This window comes from Providencia rettgeri, assembly GCF_001874625.1.
Classification (GTDB): Bacteria; Pseudomonadota; Gammaproteobacteria; order Enterobacterales; family Enterobacteriaceae; genus Providencia; species Providencia huashanensis.
Window position 1 is genome coordinate 4172476 of record NZ_CP017671.1, and the last position, 21649, is coordinate 4194124.

Annotated in this window: 19 protein-coding genes; 10 read left to right on the top strand and 9 right to left on the bottom strand. The window is 38.6% G+C overall.

Annotation, left to right across the window (positions count from 1 at the left end; all coding sequences use genetic code 11):
- Positions 1-137: 137 nt before the first annotated feature.
- The 3 genes from potC to potA are packed head-to-tail and all read right to left on the bottom strand — an operon-like array spanning position 138 to position 2879.
- Positions 138-923: a spermidine/putrescine ABC transporter permease PotC gene (potC, locus tag RB151_RS19360; protein ID WP_042845477.1), complete on the bottom strand. Its 786-nt coding sequence runs from the start codon at positions 921-923 to the stop codon at positions 138-140.
- Positions 920-1783 carry a spermidine/putrescine ABC transporter permease PotB gene (potB, locus tag RB151_RS19365; protein ID WP_042845478.1) on the bottom strand — a complete coding sequence of 288 codons (864 nt, stop codon included), beginning with the start codon at positions 1781-1783 and terminating at the stop codon, positions 920-922. The genes potC and potB overlap by 4 nt, the downstream gene beginning before the upstream one ends.
- Positions 1770-2879, bottom strand: a complete 1110-nt coding sequence (gene potA / locus RB151_RS19370) for a spermidine/putrescine ABC transporter ATP-binding protein PotA (protein ID WP_042845479.1) — start codon at positions 2877-2879, stop codon at positions 1770-1772. Before potA ends, potB begins: the two co-directional genes overlap by 14 nt.
- A gap of 879 nt (positions 2880-3758) precedes the next feature.
- Here potA and RB151_RS19375 point away from each other — a divergent pair.
- Positions 3759-5405: a fumarate hydratase gene (locus RB151_RS19375; protein WP_042845480.1), complete on the top strand. Its 1647-nt coding sequence runs from the start codon at positions 3759-3761 to the stop codon at positions 5403-5405.
- Between the two features lie 108 nt (positions 5406-5513).
- On the opposite strand, the gene RB151_RS19380 is transcribed toward RB151_RS19375, so the two are convergent.
- From RB151_RS19380 to RB151_RS19405, 6 genes are all read right to left on the bottom strand, one after another.
- Positions 5514-6479 (bottom strand): fimbrial protein, encoded by a 966-nt coding sequence (locus RB151_RS19380; protein ID WP_071548632.1) that lies wholly within the window; start codon positions 6477-6479, stop codon positions 5514-5516.
- A gap of 12 nt (positions 6480-6491) precedes the next feature.
- Complete coding sequence (locus tag RB151_RS19385; RefSeq protein ID WP_225833076.1) at positions 6492-6968, bottom strand: fimbrial protein; 477 nt, start codon at positions 6966-6968, stop codon at positions 6492-6494.
- 85 nt (positions 6969-7053) lie between these two features.
- Positions 7054-7782, bottom strand: a complete 729-nt coding sequence (locus RB151_RS19390; RefSeq protein ID WP_042845483.1) for a fimbrial biogenesis chaperone — start codon at positions 7780-7782, stop codon at positions 7054-7056.
- An 11-nt stretch (positions 7783-7793) separates the two neighbouring features.
- On the bottom strand, positions 7794-10289 hold the full coding sequence (locus RB151_RS19395) for a fimbria/pilus outer membrane usher protein (RefSeq protein ID WP_071548634.1): 2496 nt from the start codon (positions 10287-10289) through the stop codon (positions 7794-7796).
- An 82-nt stretch (positions 10290-10371) separates the two neighbouring features.
- Positions 10372-10929: a fimbrial protein gene (locus RB151_RS19400; protein WP_042845487.1), complete on the bottom strand. Its 558-nt coding sequence runs from the start codon at positions 10927-10929 to the stop codon at positions 10372-10374.
- A 237-nt stretch (positions 10930-11166) separates the two neighbouring features.
- A complete protein-coding gene (locus RB151_RS19405) occupies positions 11167-11409 on the bottom strand; it encodes a helix-turn-helix domain-containing protein (RefSeq protein WP_042845488.1) in 243 nt (80 codons plus the stop codon).
- Between the two features lie 1274 nt (positions 11410-12683).
- Between RB151_RS19405 and RB151_RS19410 the strand changes: the two genes are divergently transcribed.
- From RB151_RS19410 to RB151_RS19450, 9 genes are all read left to right on the top strand, one after another.
- Entirely contained in the window at positions 12684-13694 is a 1011-nt protein-coding gene (locus RB151_RS19410) for a nitrilase family protein (RefSeq protein ID WP_048606007.1), read from the top strand.
- A gap of 85 nt (positions 13695-13779) precedes the next feature.
- The gene (locus RB151_RS19415) at positions 13780-14697 is read left to right on the top strand and encodes a LysR family transcriptional regulator (RefSeq protein ID WP_071548635.1); all 918 of its coding nucleotides are present in this window, start codon (positions 13780-13782) and stop codon (positions 14695-14697) included.
- 56 nt (positions 14698-14753) lie between these two features.
- Entirely contained in the window at positions 14754-15752 is a 999-nt protein-coding gene (locus RB151_RS19420) for a 3-oxoacyl-[acyl-carrier-protein] synthase III C-terminal domain-containing protein (RefSeq protein ID WP_042845492.1), read from the top strand.
- Positions 15749-16756: an NAD-dependent epimerase/dehydratase family protein gene (locus tag RB151_RS19425; RefSeq protein ID WP_042845920.1), complete on the top strand. Its 1008-nt coding sequence runs from the start codon at positions 15749-15751 to the stop codon at positions 16754-16756. The genes RB151_RS19420 and RB151_RS19425 overlap by 4 nt, the downstream gene beginning before the upstream one ends.
- Positions 16750-17553 (top strand): MBL fold metallo-hydrolase, encoded by an 804-nt coding sequence (locus RB151_RS19430; RefSeq protein WP_042845493.1) that lies wholly within the window; start codon positions 16750-16752, stop codon positions 17551-17553. Before RB151_RS19425 ends, RB151_RS19430 begins: the two co-directional genes overlap by 7 nt.
- Before the next feature lie 8 nt (positions 17554-17561).
- Positions 17562-18827, top strand: coding sequence for a F390 synthetase-related protein (locus RB151_RS19435; protein ID WP_094301241.1), 1266 nt, complete (start codon positions 17562-17564; stop codon positions 18825-18827).
- Positions 18824-19435 (top strand): phosphatase PAP2 family protein, encoded by a 612-nt coding sequence (locus RB151_RS19440; protein ID WP_042845495.1) that lies wholly within the window; start codon positions 18824-18826, stop codon positions 19433-19435. The genes RB151_RS19435 and RB151_RS19440 overlap by 4 nt, the downstream gene beginning before the upstream one ends.
- Positions 19432-20553, top strand: a complete 1122-nt coding sequence (locus RB151_RS19445) for a sterol desaturase family protein (protein ID WP_042845496.1) — start codon at positions 19432-19434, stop codon at positions 20551-20553. The genes RB151_RS19440 and RB151_RS19445 overlap by 4 nt, the downstream gene beginning before the upstream one ends.
- Positions 20546-21649 (top strand): fatty acid desaturase family protein, encoded by a 1104-nt coding sequence (locus tag RB151_RS19450; RefSeq protein ID WP_042845497.1) that lies wholly within the window; start codon positions 20546-20548, stop codon positions 21647-21649. The genes RB151_RS19445 and RB151_RS19450 overlap by 8 nt, the downstream gene beginning before the upstream one ends.

Below are 21649 nucleotides of genomic sequence, written 5' to 3' on the forward strand. Positions count from 1 at the left end.
CCCCCGCATATCTCAAGCAATAACTTGAATTATTTAGGGTATGTATCTTATGGACTCAATTGGAGCCCACCCTCTCGCCTAATGGCATTAAAAAAAATGCTGCAATACAACAAAACACAGCACCATCGTTTAACTTATTACTTGGCTTTTTTTGAGTATTTATCCCGCATCACCCACTGACTTAAACAGACAAGCAATAGGGACATTATCAGCAACACGGTTGCCAATGCATTCACTTCAGGAGAAACACCCACTTTCACCATCGAATAAATTTTTAATGGCAAAATTTCATAACTCGGCCCCGTAACAAATGACGAAACCACCACATCATCCATCGATAATGTGAAACTCAGTAACCACCCAGCAACAACGGCAGGTAATGCTAAAGGCAGTATGATTTTACGTAAGATAGTAAATTCACCCGCACCGAGGTCACGTGCCGCTTCGAGCATCTTCACATCAAAGTCTTTGAGCCTTGCGTATACGGTAACAACCACAAACGGCAGGCAGAAAGTAATGTGAGAAAACAGCAATGACCAAAAGCCCAGTGAAACACCTAGTATCATAAATAGCACTAATAAGGAAATGGCCATCACGATATCGGGGGACATCATCACCACAAACAGCATTCCCCCCACAAAAGGCTTTCCTCTAAAACGGTAGCGAAACAAAGCAACCGCCGTTAATGTGCCAATAACTGTGGCAAAAGTTGCTGACAAGATAGCCATTGTCAACGAATGCCCTGCTGCTTCCAATAAGCTGTCATTATTACTGAGTAATTCATACCATTTTGTTGAAAACCCTTGCCACTGAATACCAAAACGAGATTCATTGAAAGAGTTAATAATCAAAATAATAATTGGAATATAAAGATAAGCGTAAATGATGGCCATAAAGCCACCACGCAAAGTACGTCCGATCATTCTTCATATGCCTTTTTATTCAGAAGCTTAGCCGCTCGATAATACACATACAGCAATAACCCCATCATCACAGTTAGGAAAATGCTGGTTGCTGCCCCGAATGGCCAATCACGAATATTCAAGAACTGGCTCTTAATCACATTACCAATTAACAGGTTTTTTGCTCCGCCCATTAAATCTGCAACATAAAATAACCCCATTGCAGGCAGCAGAACTAATAGACAGCCCGCAATAATCCCAGGCATCGTTAATGGAATGATAATTTTTACAAACCGCTGGAATTTATTCGCACCAAGATCCCTTGCCGCTTCTAAATATGATTTATCCAGTTTTTCGATACTTGAATAAAGCGGCATTACCATAAACGGCAGTAATATATAGATAAGCCCCAATATTACCGCTTCTGGCGTGTACATAATTCTCAAAGGTTTATCAACAATGCCAACCCAAAGTAAAAAGTCATTCAAGTACCCTTTGGTACTAAGAAAAACTTTCAAACCATAGATACGGATTAGTGAGTTAGTCCAAAAAGGTACAATCAACAAAAATAGCATCAGGGGTTGGATACGCTTTGGTAACTTAGCCAATATAAAAGCAAACGGGTACCCAATGACTAAGCAGAAGAAGGTCGCAATCAGCGCCATATTAAGCGAATGAAGCATCACTTCTGCATACATTGGGTCAGATAAGCGAATGTAGTTATCCCATGTGAAAACGAGGTCAACTAAATTAGTATCACTACGTGTCAAAAAACTGGTGCCAATAATCATGACATTTGGCAAAAAGACAAATAGGACTAACCAAGCAACGACACCGGTGATGATGACATTCTGCAAAATTTTATGTTTACGAATGATCATCCAGAACTACCTCCCAGCTTTCGACCCAAGTCACAGCAACTTTTTGGTTAAGGGAGTGGTCAACATCAGGGTCATCTTCATTGAAGAATTCGCTTACCATGATAATTTTGCCATCTTCCATCTCAACCACTGAGTCTAACGTCATGCCTTTGTAGTTACGCTCACGCACGTAGCCAATCAGCCCTGGGTAATTATCGGCATCATTCACTTCTTCAACTCGTAGGTCTTCTGGGCGTAATAACACATTAACATGCTGCCCTTCCTCGACAGAAAGTTCGGTGAAAATATCACATTCATGGCCTTCGACGTTGGCACGAATGCGTTTGTCATCAAGGCGATACAAGACTTTTGCATCGAAAATGTTAATTTCGCCAATAAATTGAGCAACAAATAAGTTTTTGGGCTCCTCATAAATTTCACGAGGCGTACCATCTTGCTCAATCTTCCCTTCACGCATAACAATGATCCGATCAGACATCGCTAAAGCTTCTTCTTGATCATGGGTAACAAAAATAAACGTGATCCCCAATTTCCGCTGAAGGGCTTTTAGCTCATTTTGCATTTGTTTGCGTAGTTTATAATCTAGCGCGGACAATGATTCATCCAGCAGCAAGACTTTCGGCCGATTAACAACGGCACGAGCAATTGCCACGCGCTGTTGTTGACCACCAGACAGTTGGTTGGGTCTACGCTCAGCAAAATCTTCCAATTGAACCATACGCAAGGCTTGGTCAACGCGCTTTTGAATTTCAGCCGCAGGTGTTTTCTGCATGCGTAAACCAAAGGCTACGTTTTCAAACACGGTCATATGAGGAAATAAAGCATAGCTTTGGAATACGGTATTCACAAAGCGCTGCTCTGCGGGAATATCCGTAATATCTTGACCATCAAGAATAATTTTCCCATCATCGACGTCTTCTAGCCCAGCAATAAGACGTAAAACCGTCGTTTTGCCACAACCTGAAGGCCCAAGAATGGTTAAAAACTCACCATTTTGAATAGTTAAGTCAAGTTCAGAAATAATTTGTTTGCCATCAAAACCTTTATTCAAAGATTTTAATTCGACGAGTGGTGTCAGAGAGGTTGTCTCAGTCATTTATTATACACTCTATCCCTAGGAATAATGCAGATAGAACCGCCACCGTTAAAGACTGTATAAGCTTGTCGGAGATATACTCTTCATCCTTCCCCAGCAAAGCCCAAAACCAGTAGCGCCATTTTATAGTTCATAAGCCCTGCATGATAAACACAGTTTTTGTAAATTGAAAGCCATTTTCGCCATTTCGTTTGCCTTTCATTATGAATTATCAATAAATAAATCAGATTTCTGATAAAAATAAGCAACATAGAGGTATATGCTATCAATTTATCGATATCTATAGATTTTCTTAGTATATTCACACACTAAACTTAAGTTAAATTCAATGCTTTTCATATGCTTAAAATATCTAATAGGAAATAGAACTTAATTATGTAAATAATCATTTTCATTTATTTAAAACCCTTGGATTATAAATACCGTATGATTTTAAATCACATATTCCTGCAAAAAATAAAATGAAAATAAGCATTGAATTAACTGAATCGTTTTAATTGAAAAAATGTAGCCATAGCTATTTATCATGATTAAGCACTTAAATAGTCAATAATCGATAACATCTATAACAAATGGTTAAAACCTTAGTTATTAATAATATTATGTGATTTGAATCTAATTTTTATTAATCAATGACTTTTATCCCTATAAATTTAATCCGCGTCATATAATCTCATGCATCCCTTTGAATATAAGGGCCAAATTGATATAATATCAGCTTAAATTGTAACCTTTAGTAACTTGTTTTGTAAGCTTAGTTTTATTATTACACCTATAAATTTTACTTTGTGTCTTTCAAATTGAATTAATTAAGAATAAACATAAGCCTACGGGTGATTTTTTGGATATTCCACTGAAATTAATATGTGAGTGATCAAAATGGCTAATAAAGAGTTTTTTTATCAAGAACCATATCCTTTATCTGAGGATAAAACTGAATATACCCAAGTTTCTGATAAATATGTTTCTGTCGAGCAATTCGCGGGTAAACAAATTTTAAAAATAGAGCCTGAAGCACTAACACTTCTTGCTGAACGCGCAATTTATGAATCACAATTTTTTCTAAGGGCTGCTCATCAAAAGCAAGTTGCAGCTATATTGCATGACCCAGAAGCCAGTGAAAATGATAAATACGTAGCACTACAATTGCTGCGTAACGCTGATATCTCTGCAAAAGGCATTTTACCAAACTGCCAAGATACCGGAACAGTTGCTGTTGTTGGTAAAAAAGGCCAGCAAGTTTGGACGGGCTGCGATGACGAAGAATACCTCTCTCGAGGGATTTATAACGTATTCCAACATGAAAACCTACGTTTTTCTCAAAATGCCCCACTTGATATGTTCAATGAAGTCAACACAGGCACGAACCTACCTGCACAATTTGATATTTTTGCGACTACAGGTGATGAATACCATTTCCTGTTCGTCAACAAAGGCGGCGGCTCTGCTAATAAGTCAGCCCTTTATCAAGAAACCAAAGCAACGCTAACTCCTGCTAAATTAAAAGACTTCTTAATTGATAAAATGCGTAATTTGGGGACAACCGCTTGCCCTCCATATCATATCGCATTCGTTATTGGCGGTACTTCTGCTGAAACTACGCTGAAAACAGCCAAATTGGCTTCTGCTAAATACTACGATAACTTACCGACAACAGGTAATGAGTACGGCCGTGCTTTCCGTGATATTGAGTTAGAAAATGAGTTATTAGAAGCCTCACGTCACCTTGGCTTTGGTGCACAATTTGGCGGTAAATATTTTGCTCATGATGTCCGTGTTATTCGCTTACCACGCCACGGAGCCTCTTGCCCAATCGGGTTAGCCATTTCATGCTCTGCTGACCGTAATATCAAGGCTAAGATCACTAAAGACGGTTTGTGGCTTGAAAAAATGGAACATAATCCAGCCCAATATATCCCTGAATCGATGCGTAACCAAACAGAAGGGAAAGTGGTTCATATCGACCTTAACCGTCCAATGAAAGATATTTTGGCCGAGCTAAGTAAACACCCTGTATCGACTCGAGTTTCCCTCAGTGGTCCACTCATTATTGCTCGTGATATTGCTCATACCAAGCTTAAAGAACGTTTAGATAACGGCGAAGAGTTACCGCAATACTTTAAAGACCATATGGTGTACTACGCAGGGCCAGCGAAAAAACCAGAAGACATGGTCTCCGGTTCTTTAGGCCCAACAACAGGCAACCGCATGGACCCTTATGTAGATTTGTTTCAGTCCCATGGTGGTAGCATGTTGATGCTTGCAAAAGGTAATCGGACTCAATTAGTGACTGATGCGTGTAAAAAACATGGCGGTTTCTATTTAGGCAGTATCGGGGGCTCAGCTGCGATCCTCGCTCAAGAATATGTGAAAAGTTTAAATTGCCTTGAGTATCCAGAATTAGGAATGGAAGCGATTTGGAAAATGGAAGTTGAAGGGTTGCCAGCCTTTATTCTTGTGGATGACAAAGGAAATAATTTCTTTGAGCAAGTTCAAGATAAAAGCTGCCGTAAATGTGTTAAATAAGACTCTCTATACTAAGTAATGAATTACATTCACTTTCGTTAGTTTGTCTCTTTGTGCACCATAGAAAAAGAGCAGGTTCAAAGCCTGCTCTTTTCACATATATGCAAATTAATAGTAGTTAATACGAACAATAGTTGAGGCGTTAAATGCCCCTGTTTTCACTGAGCTAACTTTTTTAATCGACGCACTGTAGTCACGAGTTACAGATGTACTTCCTTGAGGCAAGCTCCCAAAAAATTGAAAGTAGTTAAATTTTATACGGTTACTTTTATCATCCATAATCGTTAGATTGGTTCCGTTTTTTAAATCAATCGCATATTCACCATTTAACGGATCGGTGGTTTCAAAATTAATATTCATGGAAAAATTATCGAGGCAGCCTCTTTTCACAGCTTGAACTTGAAAACTTTTTTTAAACTCTTTACCTTGGTTCAGCTCAGTGATCATCATCTGGCCAAAATCAATCTGCTGTGATTCAGGGTACACTTTTATATCAGCCCCACACTTGAGGAAGCGAATACCACGTAACCCAATAATAGAATACTTCAAGTTTTTTGCACCATTGGTATGATTTATCCCACCACTTCCATCAAACTGGAAAACCGTAAATTGGTTATCCCCTGTGTAGTTACCTGAAGGAGGAATAATACCCGTCACTTTGATATATAGTGTAAAAGTCACTGTTACCGTGACACTCTCTCCACGGCGAATAGGACGAGTCCCTAAGTTGACACGCTGCTCATTTTGTTCTAATTGTTGGCCTTGGTAATTCGCGCCTAGTAATAACCCCGTCCCAAGTTTTTGAGATTTCGGATTAAAATACATATGTACAACGTCAACAGCATTACCAAGTACATTGTCACAATAAACGGTCACAGTTAAAGGGTCGGACTGCCAAATAATAGAGCCTGCAATTGTATCAGCAGGAATAGCCAATTGACCTACAGGGACTGCCGGTTTTTCGACATCTCCTGTCCCCTTTTCCACACAATCTAATGCGAAGGTTTTTGGGCTAATAAAAACAAATAGAAATAAAATATAAAAACCATATTTTTGAATAAACTTGTGTATCATGATTTATACACCTTATATGTAAGTAATATTTAAGGTAATTTGCGTTTTAATATTACCCACTGTTAATTCATTTCTTGGTAGATAACTCTCTAGCATGGAATAAATCGTAATTTGCTGGTTATCATCAAAATAAATTGGATAACTGCGGTATTTACCATTGGGGACAATATTGCCATCTTTATCCATTAATCGAATCCCATAACCATTTAGAATAGTTTTGCCACCAAATAAATTACGGTCTGTACTGCTAGTTGGCTCTGAAATAAACATAAGCTGAACAACAGGGTCTCTATCATCACGGTCGCGTTTGGGAAAAATACAATCATCAAATTTTAATTTGATCTCATGCTTAGGGCTTCGATCCCCGATCTCATTAAAATAGTTCAGAGAAATTGGGCCAAGTTCAATATTTTGATCAATAGAGGAAAATGAGATTTTGCAAGGTAATGAAATAACATTCCCTGTAAAATTAAGGTCTCCTCTCATCATGCTACTGTCTGCGTAAGAATGATTTCCAACCAAAGACAACATGAAAAAACATATTGAAAAGTAACAATTTCTCATTTCTAAAATCCTATTGGCTCTCTTTTGACAATTGGCATGTCGAAGCAACACATCGGTAAGTCAACATCTTCATACCGCCGTAATCATCCATGTACCCGGTGTACAATTGAGTAAACCCTTCGCTCGGTACGACAACACGTTCTTTCGAAAGAGGTGCCACCATAACACTTTCAAAACCGGGGAAATTATTTCTATTGTTGTTACTTAAATAACCTAATGTCACATAATATTTTGTTGGGTTTTCAATGAGTAATTGATTACCTTTATGAGTATATTTCAATTCTTTTGCCCAAACCTTATCGCTATTATTTTCAATCTGAGGTGGACGATAAAACATTTTCAAACGGCTTTGAATCGCAATTTGCACGACATTTTCTTTATCAGCGACAGGCGGAATTTCACGTACATTTAAATAAAATAGCGACTCTCTATCTTGGGGAAGTAAATCAACACCTTCTGTTTTGATGATTTTAATTTGGTTTTTCGCATTTGGTTCAACCCGTTGCATAGGAGGGAGTACCGTAAAAGGCTCTGAAACCTTATTCCCTTTTTCATCTTCCATCCAAGACTGAGCTAAATATGGCATTGTTTTACTTTGATTATTAATAACCAAACTAATCGACTTATCTTTGCCCGGAAAAATAATTCGGGTACGGTCAATATTGATTGCTGCGGACGCAAATTGCATACCGACAAAAACGAGTGAAAGCCCTAAAGCTACTACATACTTTTTACTCATACATCATTCCTTTATTGGCAAGGGATCAGGACTTTCCCCTGGTTTTTTTCGGCAATATTAGGTAAATTTAAACGACACTGATTCGCGCCACTGGCCCATTTAACAAAGTAGTTTTCTTCTGGGTTAACACCGGTCAAATAAGTCACCCCACTATCTGCGATGATGCCTACTTCCCTACCGGTATTCACTTCAATAACACTCGTCCCTAATGGTGGATAATTACCATTACTCAAGCGAATAACCGCTAAAATACGTTTCCCTTGATTTGCTTTTATTTTTTGATAACCAATCGAACCTTCGGTTAATGTTTTACCAATGATATTGTCATTAACATCAACATCATCTGGTAATGTATTCATATCAATATATACATCTGAATTGGAGAAACTGTTCAAACTTGTCGCCACTCCAATCCCGAAACGGTTTGTCACTGACTCGCCATTATTAATAGAAATACCAGCAACATTGTCACTATCAATCATGACTCGTGGCTCATTATTGGTTCCATTGCGGTGCATTGCTGCACCGTATTTCGTGGCTGTCATCGAACCATACCAACTACCACCAAATGCACGATAAGAATTAATATTTTCCGTCGCGTTGACGTTTAATACGCCGTAAGGAGATGAATGCTGATAGCTACCGCTAATATTTGGCTCTGCGCGTCCAAGTTCATGTTGAGAACCGCCAACACGCATACTCCAATAGTTGTTATTCACATTCTCGCTATAGTACGCAACAGACTGCCCAAAACTGTGGTCATTATCAGCATATTGCGCGTCATAACTGATGGAGCTACCGCCTTCTAATGGGATAGAAAATGATAAATAAATTTGGTTATCATCTGTCGTTTCATATTTAATTTTATTAAGTGACAATGTCCCAGAAATATTTTTAATCTGCCCAACACTAAACAATTTACTGAAACTCATCCCAAAGTTAGTTGTAGATTCACTATTCCAAAATTGATGATGTGATGCATTAAAATAAATAGTTAAATCTAATGGGCTGATATATTGATTAAAAGATGCCGTATACACGTTTTTATCGCGTCTAAAGTCCAGCGCTCCATTAGCTGCATCAATATATTGCGGCATAGTTAAAAATTCTTTTTCAGAGAACTTATAGCCAGCGAATGTCACTTGGGAATTCGTAGACTCAAAGCGCTTAGAATAATTTAAACGGTAGCTATTACCTGAATAAGAACCAAAATTATCTAAGTTTGTGTGTGTGCGAGTAATATCCAGTGAGATCGCACCAAACATATTCATATTTTGCCCAATACCAAGGTTTACAGCTTGGTAATTAGTATTATCAATAGTCGCTATTAAGCCCCCAAAAAGAGAGGTATTTCCAAATAACCCATAGGATATCTCACCCGCAATAAACCGCGGGTCGACTTTCTGCGAGCGGCCAAATGAATCGGACTGACCCACCGTAAATTTATACAGAAATTGCCCTTGGCGAGTTAAAAACGGCAATGATGCCGCAGTCACTTGATACGTCGTTTTTGACCCATCCTCTTCCTCGATAGTCACATCTAAGGTGCCTTGTACAGCTTCTGTAATATCTTGGATATTAAATGGCCCTGGAGCTACCCTTGCTTGCTTAATCACTCGCCCATTTTGTGAAACAATCACCATTGCATTTGTTTTTGCAATCCCTGTTACCTGTGGCGCATACCCACGCAAAGAAGGCGGTAACATGCGATTATCACTGAAAACAGAAGCACCAATAAAACGGAAACTATCAAATAGGTTTGTTTTTAAATAAGACTCCCCTAACAATACTTTCGCACCCATTTCTGGTAATGCACGAAAAGCATAAAGTTGGGTCCAATCGAAACGTTCGTTTGTTTTCCCTTGAGAACGATTATATTGATATTGATAGTCTGCACGAAAACGCCAAGCACCTAAATTGATACCAGTGGTACCATTACTACTGGCACTAAATGTTTCACTATTATTTTTAGGAGAGGAATAGTTCGCAAATAGGTTATAGTCAAGAAAAGCCCCTGTAATGCCATTCTCCCATTGAGATGGTGGAACCCAATAAGGGTCGTCATACTCTAACCAAGCTTGAGGAATAGAAAATAAGATATTTTGATTCGCCTTGTCGAAGCGATATGTAATATCTAAATTTTTAGATAGTTCAACACACTGGCCATTATTATTTTGCAGAAGTTCTTCCTTAACCTTCTTTTTTAGTGCAAAAATATCTACCATTTCTGGTGTAATGCAGAGTGTTGAATTATCTTTACTCGTTTCAATAAACTTAATTAAGTGTTGACCAGATAACTTTCGGCCATTCAACGTAATATCAGTCAGATATTCACCGGCTGGAATAAAATCAGGGTTTGAGAACTGACTCAAGTCAATATTATCTCTGTCCTTTGCATCAATAATATTCATATTAAATTCCACAGCATTGGATATTTCTGAAATAGAAAATGCCAATACAATAGAAAATAATATTTTATTCATTTTAAAATGAGGCAATAAAGACATGGAGTTCCCTGCCAAAAAAATAAAAAGCAAATAACAAAGGAAAAATAACAGGCAAATACATGCCTGTTATTAAAAATATAAATTACAGGTAGTTTAAAGCGTAAGTTGCTTGAGAAATGATACTACCTGTTTCAACTTTGTCACCATTTGCTTCAACACGAGCACTGAATGCCAGTTTGTTTGGACCATCAGCTAATGGCATCTCAACACTTGTATCACCTACTTTCATTGTCGCACCATCAGCGTTGATTAAACGAACACCAACACCTTTAGAAGTACCTGTATTTGCTAATAATTCTTTAGCCGTAGTGTCTGGAGTACCTGTGAAAGTGACTTTAACTTTGCTAACCGCAGGGAAAACAACTTGGTCGTTAGAATCTTTAACTTCACCTAAGTCACAGTTTTCTAAAGCAATATTGTACTGAACGCTTTGGCTAAATTTATTACCGGTTTCTAATACTTTATTTGCAACTTGGCCGAGGTCTACATTGATTGTGCCATCACCAGGAAGTGAGCAAGGTGCATTGATAACTTTACCCGTAAAGTTAATAATACCGCTACCTTGGTCTACTGGTGCTGCATTTGCAATGCCAAATGAAGATGCGATAATTGTAGCTAATGCAATTTTGGTTAATTTCATTTATATTTTCCTATAAAAAGACGACAGATGTACCAATCACCTAATAATCAAGATAATTATTAAGTTGATATTTTTTTGCTAAGAGTGTAATAAAAAAGCAGGCATTTACTATATACAATAAATATAGTAATACACCGTTATTAAAAATAATTATTTTTATGAAATGTGAATTTATCTTAATACATCCATACTAATGGATGGTTATTTTAGCATTTATAATTAGACTAATTTTAATATTTATATATGATTATTTTCTTTATTTATAAATACATCATCAATGAAAAAACAAATCATCTCCGTTTCCAGCGCATTAGCGAGAACATGTAAATTTTCGATATTAATGTTACATTCCCCCCTTTCATAGCGTGAAATTTGTTGCTGGCTAACACCAACAAGATTTGCCAATTCAAAACCAGAAAGCCCCAAGTGCTTTCTTCTTTTTCTAATCTCTTTTCCTACTATTCTATTAACGTTTGTCATCAACGATAGCCCAAGATAACCTAAAATATTAAACGGCTAAACTATATAACAGATCAAAAACCTTTAGTATAATAAAATTTGTACTTACAAATGCAAATTAAAATAGAACAAATTAATTAAAACTCGTAATTTGAGTTAATTATAAATTTCAATATATAAAAGTAAAACTGTTTCTAACGATCAATTTAATCAATTCAAGTCAGTGAAACCTATCAATATTTGTTCATTTAAATTTAGCTTTATCACTAAGAAGAAAATCACCTAAATAATACAACTTCACTTTATTATTCATATGATATTTATAATCCTAACACGTTGATTTAAGTAAAATTAGACTATATTACAACCCATGATGGTAATATATAAAAATGAGACTCAAGTAACCTTACTTGATAGTTTCAGATGATTTTTAGGTATTTAATAATATAGCCATTGATTAATAAGTATTTTTATATAAAAAATTATAAATTAATTTAATTTTTACATTGTTTTAGTTTATTTTAAAAAAACCATTGTCAGTGGTATTTTTATTTTTATCATTTTTTATAATGGAATTGATAGTCAATTTTCCATACTCCCATTAAGAGTGCGAAAGATAAAAAATCAGAGAATAGGTTAAAACATCTATTTTTGACTCATAAAAACCGTGTAATTCTCATTTAGCGAGTAATACTATTATCAAATAGTTAAATACCCCATTTTTTAGATTTAATAAATTAATATTGAAAAAATAACCTTTAAATAACAATCGGTTATATTTATTTCCAAATGTAACAAAATAAGAAATATTATTGCCAGAAGAGCTATAAAAAAACAATTTAACAAAAATAAAACATAATAATTATCACCTTAGCTGGTAAAAAGTGCATAAAATCGATGTTTATTCTTGTAAGATATCTCTTAAACAGTAAAAACCATTCATAAAACACAGAATATGGCTGCTCCTCAATGCATTTTAGGGGAAATTCAGTGAGTCAATACTTAGAATAGCTATCACTTTCATCGTTTATTTATAAAATTCATAGCTTGGCAGAAAATATATTAGTCAATGGGTTAAACTAAGATCAATAACGCTATAAAGATATCAACACCAAGAAAAGTCTTTTTTTGAATACTGTACGAAATAATATATTTAAAAATATTTATTTATCGATATATATATTTGATAACAACTAAGGACACCCTTCCGATAACAAATAGTAATTGAACAAGAAAATAACTCATTATTTTTTGTGCGAATAACCTGCTTTGATCTCCTTAACCAAGGAGATTCTATGCAAACACAATCATTACTTCGCGTTGCAACAGTGCAATTCCAACATAAACCTGGCGACAAAGCTTATAACCTAGAGCGTATTCACCATTTCATTACCCAAGCCGCAAAACAAAAAGTAAAAATACTTGTTTTGCCTGAAATGTGCATAACTGGTTACTGGCATGTTCCTAAACTAGCTGATCCTGCCGTTTATGCGCTCAGTGAAACACTACACGATAGCCCATCATTGTCCCTAATCCGCCAGCGGGCTAAAGAATTAGATATGCTCATCGGTGTCGGGTTAATTGAAAGAGGCTTAGATGGGCAATGCTACAATACTTGGGTTGCCTGCATGCCGGATGGGCAATACCATGCTCATCGAAAATTACATGCCTTTGAACACCCCGTTATCCATAGTGGAGATAGCTATACGGTATTCGATACCCCATGGGGGGTTAAAGCGGGGATCTTAATTTGCTGGGATAATAATTTGATAGAAAACCCGCGGATCAACGCACTGCTAGGTGCTGATATTATTCTTGCTCCCCATCAAACAGGAGGAACTCATTCAAGTAGCCCATATGGAATGAAACCACTCGACCTGAACCTTTGGGAAAATAGGCAAAATAACCCACAAGCATTATTTGATGCATTTCAAGGGGAACATGGGCGTGGATGGCTGATGCGCTGGCTACCAGCTAGAGCCCATGATAACGGTGTGTTTTACCTATTCAGTAATGGCGTAGGTTTAGATGATGATGAAATTCGTACTGGAAATGCGATGATAATTGACCCTTATGGGCGGATTATCAACGAAAGCTTAGCCATTGACGATGATATGGTCATTGCGGATCTTGACCTCAACTTACTGCCAACATCAAGTGGTCGACGTTGGCTAACGGGAAGACGGCCAGAACTTTACCGAATGATCAATGAAACAATAGGCAATGAAACGGATATTCGTCGTGTTCGTTTTGCTTGCCAGACACCACCTTCAGTGCCTAACCCAAGTAAAAGCACTAAACCATAAGACCGGAAACTCTATAGTATCTTATTAATAAGGTGGATATTATAGAGTTAATACATTTCAACTAAGAGGTGTGCAGCAAACCATAATGGATACTCGGCTTCTTCGTGCATTTATTACCCTCGCTGATACGGCAAACTATCGTGAAGCCGCGTCACGCCTCTGTATTAGCCAACCGGCTTTAACAAAGCAAATAAAATTATTAGAAAACCAATTAGGTATAATATTATTTCAGCGTGGTCGCCACGGTGCTGTACTCACCGAATCGGGCCAAGCATTATTACCTTATGCAAAACAAGCTATTAGCCAAATAATGGAGTTGCTTAACCAAGCTATCGCTCTTGGAGAAAAACCACCATTGTCCTTAAATGTCGGCTTTGGGATTTCAACTTTTCAGGAAGCTTCTTTTTTTGTTGCACGGCTTCGTGAAAAATTACCTAATATTGCGATTCAACTAGATGATATGCCCTCCCATGAAATGGAAAAACAGCTTCAAGAACATCAACTGCATATTGCCTTTACTCGCCACCTTGATACAGCCGCTACAAAAACACTTACAAGCCAGAAATTAAAACAGGAAGTACTCGCTCTTGCTATAGCCCAAGGTCATCAGAAGAAAAGCACAATAAATGACTACTTAGCGCAATATCCATTACTCACATTGCGAGCTCAACGCGGTTTAGGTCTATATCAGCAAATTCAGCGCTACCTGCAATCTGAGGGGGTTAAAATTACCCCATTGCAGGAAGCTAATGATATTCAGACTCTTATTGCATTGGTTGCCGCTAAAGTAGGCGTAAGCCTTGTTCCATACAGTGCGAGGCATATTAGCCGGGAAGATATCTGCTTTATTCCTATTCAACATCACAAGCAAGCCCAATGGCAAATTGACGTTGTTTGGCAATCGTCATTACCTAAAGCATGGCAAACAGTTATTTACGCGCTAATTGACGAGGTTCATAAAGAGTTTACCGATAACAATAACTCCATAATTCCTATATATTAAATGGTAGAACTCTGATATTTATTACCCCCATCTTTGTTAGATAGGCACTACTTTATATGTCTGGTAATAGCTTAATCACCCCACTTAAAATCATAGCTTCTGGTGTAGCACTGCCTAAGAATAAAATTTTTTCTTCAATGCTTGATGAAAAACTCAATAAATCGATAGGGTTTGTTGAAAAACATTCAGGCATTGAATACCGCTATCATGCCAGTAATACTGATTCGCAAGCCGAGCTGGCAGCTCAGGCGATCCAAAACACACTGGACGCTAGTCATATCAATCCTCAAAGTATTGATATGCTAATAAATGCCTCTGCTATCCCTGTTCAAGCGTTACCCTGCTCCGCAGCGCATATCCTGGAGCAATCAAACTTAAGGGAAGGCATTGCATGCTTTGATGTCAATGCCAGTTGTATTAGTTTTATTACCGCATTACAAGTTGCCGCGGGCTTACTCGCAACCAGTGCTTATCAGCGAATTGCTATCGTCTCTGCAGATATTGCTTCACGGGGAATTGATTGGCAGGACAAGGAATCATCATTGATTTTTGGGGATGGTGCAGCTTGTGTGATCGTTGAAAAAGGCGATGGAACTAGCGGTATTATTTCTTATACCCATACAACTTATACTGCTGGCATTGATTTTTGTGAAATCCGAGCTGGCGGTACAAGGCGTAATCCGCGTTCAGGTATGACTGAGGATGATTTCCTTTTCCATATGCAAGGTAAAAAACTATTCCGCTTAGCCTCCTCTTTAATTGAAGACTTTATGCAACAGGTTTTTCATGAATCAGGCTTACAACTCAAGCAAATAGAGACAGTTATTCCACACCAAGCTAGTCATTTATCGTTAGAGCATATGCGCCAACGTGTCGGGGTAACAACAGACCAATTGATTGATATCTATCGATATCGTGGTAACCAAGTCGCAGCATCTATCCCCTCAGCATTACATGAGGCGATTATTAGCGGTCGGTTTTATGAAAAGCAAAGTGCAATGTTAATCGGAACAGCAGCAGGATTAGCACTATGTGCAATGGTACTTATCCCGTGAAAATATTAGTCACCGGCGCAACCAGTGGGCTAGGACGCAATGCTAGCGAATATTTACTGCAAAGGGGTATTGAAGTCATTGCTTGTGGTCGTAATCAACAAGCAGGTCAACAACTGAGCCAAATGGGTGCTAAATTTATTTCAGTAGAATTGGCCGATTTAACCCAGCAAGATGCCAAAAAACTAATGGCCGGCTGTGATGCAATATGGCACTGTGCCGCACTTTCTTCGCCTTGGGGAAAGCGCCAAGACTTTGAAAAAACAAATATACATGCGACTCAAACCTTAGCAACTGCCGCTGCTGAAGCTAACGTTTCGCGCTTTATTCATATTTCTACCCCTGCAATTTATTTCAATTTCACACACCAGCAAGATATTAGTGAATCGACGGTTAATACCCATTTTGCCAATCAATATGCAAGAACAAAATATTTAGCAGAAACCGTTATCGAACAGTGTGTGAGCCAGTTTCCAACAACACGCTACACTATTTTACGTCCAAGGGGGTTATTTGGACCTCATGACCGTGTACTTTTACCGAGGTTATTAGCACAAATAAAATCACGCCAAGGTAAATTGATATTACCTAATGGGGGAAATAACCATTTCGACCTCACTTATGTGGGAAATGTGGTTCACAGTATGCAATTAGCGACTGTTAAAAATGGACTTAAAAGTGGAGCTGCCTACAATATCACTAATCAACAGCCTCAAGCGCTAAAGCAAACGCTTCAACAATTGTTTAGTGAATTGAATTTAAAGTGTGAAATTCGTTCTGCGCCTTACCCGTTACTGTATGGTCTGGCAACTCTTTTAGAAGCGATTGGCTATATAACAGGAAAAGAACCCTTACTGACGCGTTATAGCCTTGGAGCCGCCTATTTCACCATGACACTTGATAACCAAAAAGCACAACAAGAACTCGGTTATTACCCTTTATATACGATGCAACAAGGGGTCAAATTAACGGCGAAATGGTTAAAACAGCAGGAGAATTTATGTTAACCATCCACCAGTATGAAGTGGGGTATTGCACACACCCAGGTTGCGTCGCCCTTAAAGGTGCGAGCTTTAAATCCTGTAAATTTCCTGCCAGAGCATGGTTAATTAACGATGAAAACCAACGTTGGTTATTTGATACTGGTTATGCGACGCATTTTTATGATCATACCCGCCACGGAATTATGCGGTTATATCGAGCCATTACCCCAGTTTACTTCGACAGTAAACAGGCATTAGTTAATCAACTGGCTGATGATGGAATAAAACCCGCAGATATTAATGCCGTTATTTTGTCTCACTTTCATGGTGACCATATCGCAGGGCTACGTGACTTCCCTGAGATCCCCATTATTTGCTCTGGTGATGGGTGGGCAAAAACACGTCACTTAACTGGTTTTGCCGCCTTAAAAAATGCCTTTGTCAGCGGGTTATTACCCGATGATTTTGAACAACGCACTGTGTTTTATGAAGGGTTTGAGCGTGTTTCTTTGCCTCATGAATTGCAAATATTAGGCGAAGGTTACGCCGTAAATAAGCAAAAGACCTTATTAATTGTACCGCTTCCTGGTCATGCAGCAGGTCACATTGGTTTATGCGTTTTAACGAATACAGGTTGGGTGCTCCTTGCGGGGGATGCCGCGTGGTCACCAACCAACTATAAACAATTACGTGGGCCAATGGCGATTGCTAATATCATCATGGATGATAAGCAAGCGTATTATGAAACGCTGAATAAATTACATGAAATTGATAAGCAAAATATTGTCATCCAACTTTGTCACGAGGGTGAATTGCAGTGATCTTTTCCATGCTTTGGCACTATTGGCGAGCACGCCGTCTAAAATTTGAAAACCGTGAACAACTTAAAGCCTATCAGCAAAAGCGCTTAACACAATTCAAGCAAAAAACATTGGCTAATAGCCGCTATTTTTCCCCGTATATTCATCAACCACTCCATGATTTTCCCATCATGAATAAACACATCATGATGAGTCATTTTGATACGATGAATACCGCAGGGCTTTCTCGCCAAACATTACTCGATTGTGCACAAAAAAGTGAGCAATCTCGCGATTTTGCCCCTAAAGTAGGGAAATATAGTGTTGGGTTATCCTCTGGGACATCAGGTCGCCGCGGCCTTTTTGTTGTTAGCCCTGAGGAGCAAAATATCTGGTCTGGCAGTATGTTAGCCAAAATGTTACCGAGTGGGCTGTTCAACGGTGAGCGTATTGCGTTATTTCTTAGAGCCAATAATAACCTGTATGAAAGCGTCAATAACCGCTGGATATCCCTGCGTTTTTATGACCTTTTCGCGGATTTTCAACAACAATTAATCGAACTAGAAAGATATCAACCTTCTATTATTGTTGCCCCAGCTCAAGTGCTGTGCGCTATTGCCCAAGCGATTAGCCGCCAACAAATTCAATTAAAAGTACAAAAAGTCATTTCAGTGGCGGAAGTGCTTGAACAACATGATAAACAAAAATTACAGAACTGCTTCCCGAGTGTTGGTGAGGTCTACCAAGCCACTGAAGGTTTTTTAGGCTGTACTTGTTCGCATGGAACTCTACATTTAAATGAAGCCTTTATTCATATTGAACCTAACTGGATCGATGATGAACGATTCTCTCCGATTATCACTGATTTCACGCGGAAAACTCAGCCGATTGTCCGTTATCAACTCGATGATGTTTTAGTTGTGAAAAAAACACCTTGCCCCTGCGGTTCCCCTGAATTAGCGATTGAACGTATCGAAGGCCGTTGTGATGACTTACTCCAACTCCCCGACCAAAAAGGGAATACGGTGACTATCTTTGCAGACCCCTGCGCCCGAGTCATTGCCAATAGCATTCCCCTTACCGCTGACTTTCGGTTGACCCAGCAAGGCCAGTTATTAATTTTACAAGCGGAATGTACACAGCTTGAATTAAATGATTGCCAACAGCAACTCGAAAACTATTTCACTCGTCAGCAAGTCGATATCACTCAGTTACGCTGGCAATTATCATCTGAGCCAATTCAACAAGCTCTCTCTATTAAAAAACGCCGGATTATTCGAAAGGAAGAGCAATGAATACTAAAACGTTATTCATTAGGGCGTTATATTGTTTAATCGGCTGGGGAACAGTCGGCATTGTGTATAGTTATACTGGTCAAAATACAGATAATGTCCATCTACTGGCTCCAAGTGCGGTTGATAGCGCGGTGCCGTTCTCCCCTAGTGCGGTTTGGTTTTATCTATCCTTCTTTTTGTTTATCCCATTAGGCTATTTTTGCAGCCCAATAGAACGAACTCGGTCATTAATGTTTGCTATGCAATTATGTGCCTTAGTCTCTGGCGCTGTTTATTTACTGTATCCAACCACAATGCAATATTACGATTATGATTTAACCTCATTTTCGGCTCACGCTTTATCCGCTTTAATCAATATTGATAGCCCTCAAAATTTATTACCTTCTCTACATGTCTCATTGACTCTTGTCGTACTGAATGCATTATGGTCGGTAAAATATAAATTTCGAACACTGTTGTACTTTTTATGGGCCGCAGCCATTTGTGTGTCTGTGTTGGTACTAAAACGCCACTTATTTATTGATGTTATCACTGGAGCAGTAACCGCTTGTGGAGTGCTGTTGGTTGTCCACATGGCAAAATACGGCTTAGAGAGAAAACGCTCATGAATGAATTAACCTTTCCGATTATTTTTATGTTAGCGGTCGTCATTGCTGAAGGCTTAGTGATCGCCAAAACACAAAAGGGGTCGGTAAGTTGGCAGGAATTGGTTTTTAACCTGAACTCTGGTCATATTATGTTGTGGCTATTTAGAGGGTTAGAGCTTTTTTGTTATGGCTTTGTCGTTACACACTACTCATTCAACCTTGTTGAAAACTGGCCAACAGCTTTAATTTGGATATTTGCTATTTTAGCGTGGGACTTTGGCTTTTACTGGCTGCATCGCTTACACCATACTTACCGCCTATTATGGGCAGTACATGTAGTACATCACCAAGGAGAACACTACAACCTATCATTAGGTGTACGTAATTCATGGTATTCATCTCTAACCTCAATCCCATTTTTTATGTTATTGGCTCTTATCGGGGTGCCTTTAGAAGTCTTTATTACTGTTTCCATTTTGCACTATACCATCCAATTTTTTAACCATAGCGCGTTGATCCCACGCCTTGGTTGGTTAGAAAAGTTTATGGTGACACCACAGCATCACCGAGTTCATCATGTAAAGGAAGGGCACTACTCGAACCGTAATTTTGCAGGTAGTTTTATTTTTTGGGATAAGCTATTTGGCACTTTTTCCAAGCTACCAGAAACAGAGCACCATTTTGGTATCAAGGGTGCACCAGCATCCGAGAACCCATTTATTGATAGCAATTTACCTTTTTGGAAAATTATTAATCGCCGCCGGCAGACAACCCAAAAACCATCACCGTTATTTCGCACCAACCAATTTGCTCTTGTGATAGGAACACTTCTGCTATTTATATTAGTAATTGGTTATGTCTACCTATACGGCTACGGTTATCAAGGTACAACACTGCAACAAGTCATTTTATTTGTTTTATTAGCACTGGGAACTATTGCCCTATCAGGGATATCAGATGGCCGTAAAAGTGGCTTAATAAGCTGGTTTTTTATAGCCTGCTTATTACTTATTTGTATTCTATTTATTTGGCAATGGACAAGCCCATTTTGGATAATTTCGACCAGTGCGCTGTGGTTACATAGTTTGCTGATGCTCATTGGCATTGGTCGTAAACCAGTGCAGGTGCTCAATGTCTAATGAGCCACTAAGACCATTAGGTTATCAACATCGCCATGATCAGGCTTTTCAAAAAGCATTAAACAATGCTGCTATGCAGTATTTAAAAGACCGTTCAGATCACCGTTTTGCAGATCTACGCTTCTATTTAAAAAGCCTAGTTTTAGTATTGTGCTGTTTCGGCAGTTACATCGTAGCCTTGTGCGCGAATGCGCAATGGGCTTTTTTCACTTTTTATCCGCTCTTTATCTGTTTTGCCCTGTTGTTGGCGATTAATTTGGTCCACGATGCCTCCCATAATGCGATTTTTAAACATGGGAAAGCCAACTATTGGCTTAATTTCTGGGTCACTATCCCACTTGGCCTAGACCCTGAGTGTTGGCGTGTTAGACACATTATTTTTCATCACGCCCACACGAATATTCGTCACTATGACCTAGACATTGAAGAAAATTTTGTGCTACGGCAGACCCCATACCAACGCTGGTACCCTTTTATGCGGGCGCAACATCTGTACTGGCCCTTGGTTGCAGCCATGACATTTCCGGCGTTGATCTGGTTTTTTGATTGGTTAGATAGGTTTCACTTCACGAGAGTCGCCCCACATATGCGCCATCAAGGGCAGAAAGGGCTTAGTACCTTTTTATTGGCAAAATTTCTCCATCTGTTTATCGCTATTATTATCCCTATCTTAGTTGTTAGTGATATCAGCTTAGGTACATTGCTGCTCACTTATTTGCTTAGCCAAATGTTTGCATCACTCATATTTGTTATTTTGATACTCGGCACACACTGGGCAAAGGCAACCTTCTACACCCCACCCCAAGAAGGTAATATGCCCCACGGGTTTTATACACATACATTTTCAACCACTTATGATTGGCATACCACGCCTCGTTGGCTCACCTATTGGCTAGGTGGTTTAAACTTGCACTTAACTCATCATTTGTTTCCCAACTGGAATCACCGCCACTACCCTGCCCTTGCAAAGATCATCGAACAAACGGCAAAGCAGTTCTCAATGGAATATCACTGTATCAATGCCAAGGAACTGTTTATCTACCAGCAGCGGTTCTTAAAGGAAATGGGAACTGGCAAACAAGCCGATATGCACTGA

Coding starts and splice junctions, on each gene's coding strand:
- RB151_RS19375 (WP_042845480.1), top strand. CDS start 3,759: ATGGCTAATAAAGAGTTTTTTTATCAAGAACCATATCCTTTATCTGAG.
- potC (WP_042845477.1), bottom strand. CDS start 923: ATGATCGGACGTACTTTGCGTGGTGGCTTTATGGCCATCATTTACGCT.
- RB151_RS19380 (WP_071548632.1), bottom strand. CDS start 6,479: ATGATACACAAGTTTATTCAAAAATATGGTTTTTATATTTTATTTCTA.
- RB151_RS19405 (WP_042845488.1), bottom strand. CDS start 11,409: ATGACAAACGTTAATAGAATAGTAGGAAAAGAGATTAGAAAAAGAAGA.
- potB (WP_042845478.1), bottom strand. CDS start 1,783: ATGATCATTCGTAAACATAAAATTTTGCAGAATGTCATCATCACCGGT.
- RB151_RS19440 (WP_042845495.1), top strand. CDS start 18,824: ATGAATACTAAAACGTTATTCATTAGGGCGTTATATTGTTTAATCGGC.
- RB151_RS19400 (WP_042845487.1), bottom strand. CDS start 10,929: ATGAAATTAACCAAAATTGCATTAGCTACAATTATCGCATCTTCATTT.
- RB151_RS19410 (WP_048606007.1), top strand. CDS start 12,684: ATGCAAACACAATCATTACTTCGCGTTGCAACAGTGCAATTCCAACAT.
- RB151_RS19420 (WP_042845492.1), top strand. CDS start 14,754: ATGTCTGGTAATAGCTTAATCACCCCACTTAAAATCATAGCTTCTGGT.
- RB151_RS19385 (WP_225833076.1), bottom strand. CDS start 6,968: ATGATGAGAGGAGACCTTAATTTTACAGGGAATGTTATTTCATTACCT.
- RB151_RS19415 (WP_071548635.1), top strand. CDS start 13,780: ATGGATACTCGGCTTCTTCGTGCATTTATTACCCTCGCTGATACGGCA.
- RB151_RS19450 (WP_042845497.1), top strand. CDS start 20,546: ATGTCTAATGAGCCACTAAGACCATTAGGTTATCAACATCGCCATGAT.
- RB151_RS19395 (WP_071548634.1), bottom strand. CDS start 10,289: ATGTCTTTATTGCCTCATTTTAAAATGAATAAAATATTATTTTCTATT.
- RB151_RS19390 (WP_042845483.1), bottom strand. CDS start 7,782: ATGAGTAAAAAGTATGTAGTAGCTTTAGGGCTTTCACTCGTTTTTGTC.
- RB151_RS19435 (WP_094301241.1), top strand. CDS start 17,562: ATGCTTTGGCACTATTGGCGAGCACGCCGTCTAAAATTTGAAAACCGT.
- potA (WP_042845479.1), bottom strand. CDS start 2,879: ATGACTGAGACAACCTCTCTGACACCACTCGTCGAATTAAAATCTTTG.
- RB151_RS19430 (WP_042845493.1), top strand. CDS start 16,750: ATGTTAACCATCCACCAGTATGAAGTGGGGTATTGCACACACCCAGGT.
- RB151_RS19445 (WP_042845496.1), top strand. CDS start 19,432: ATGAATGAATTAACCTTTCCGATTATTTTTATGTTAGCGGTCGTCATT.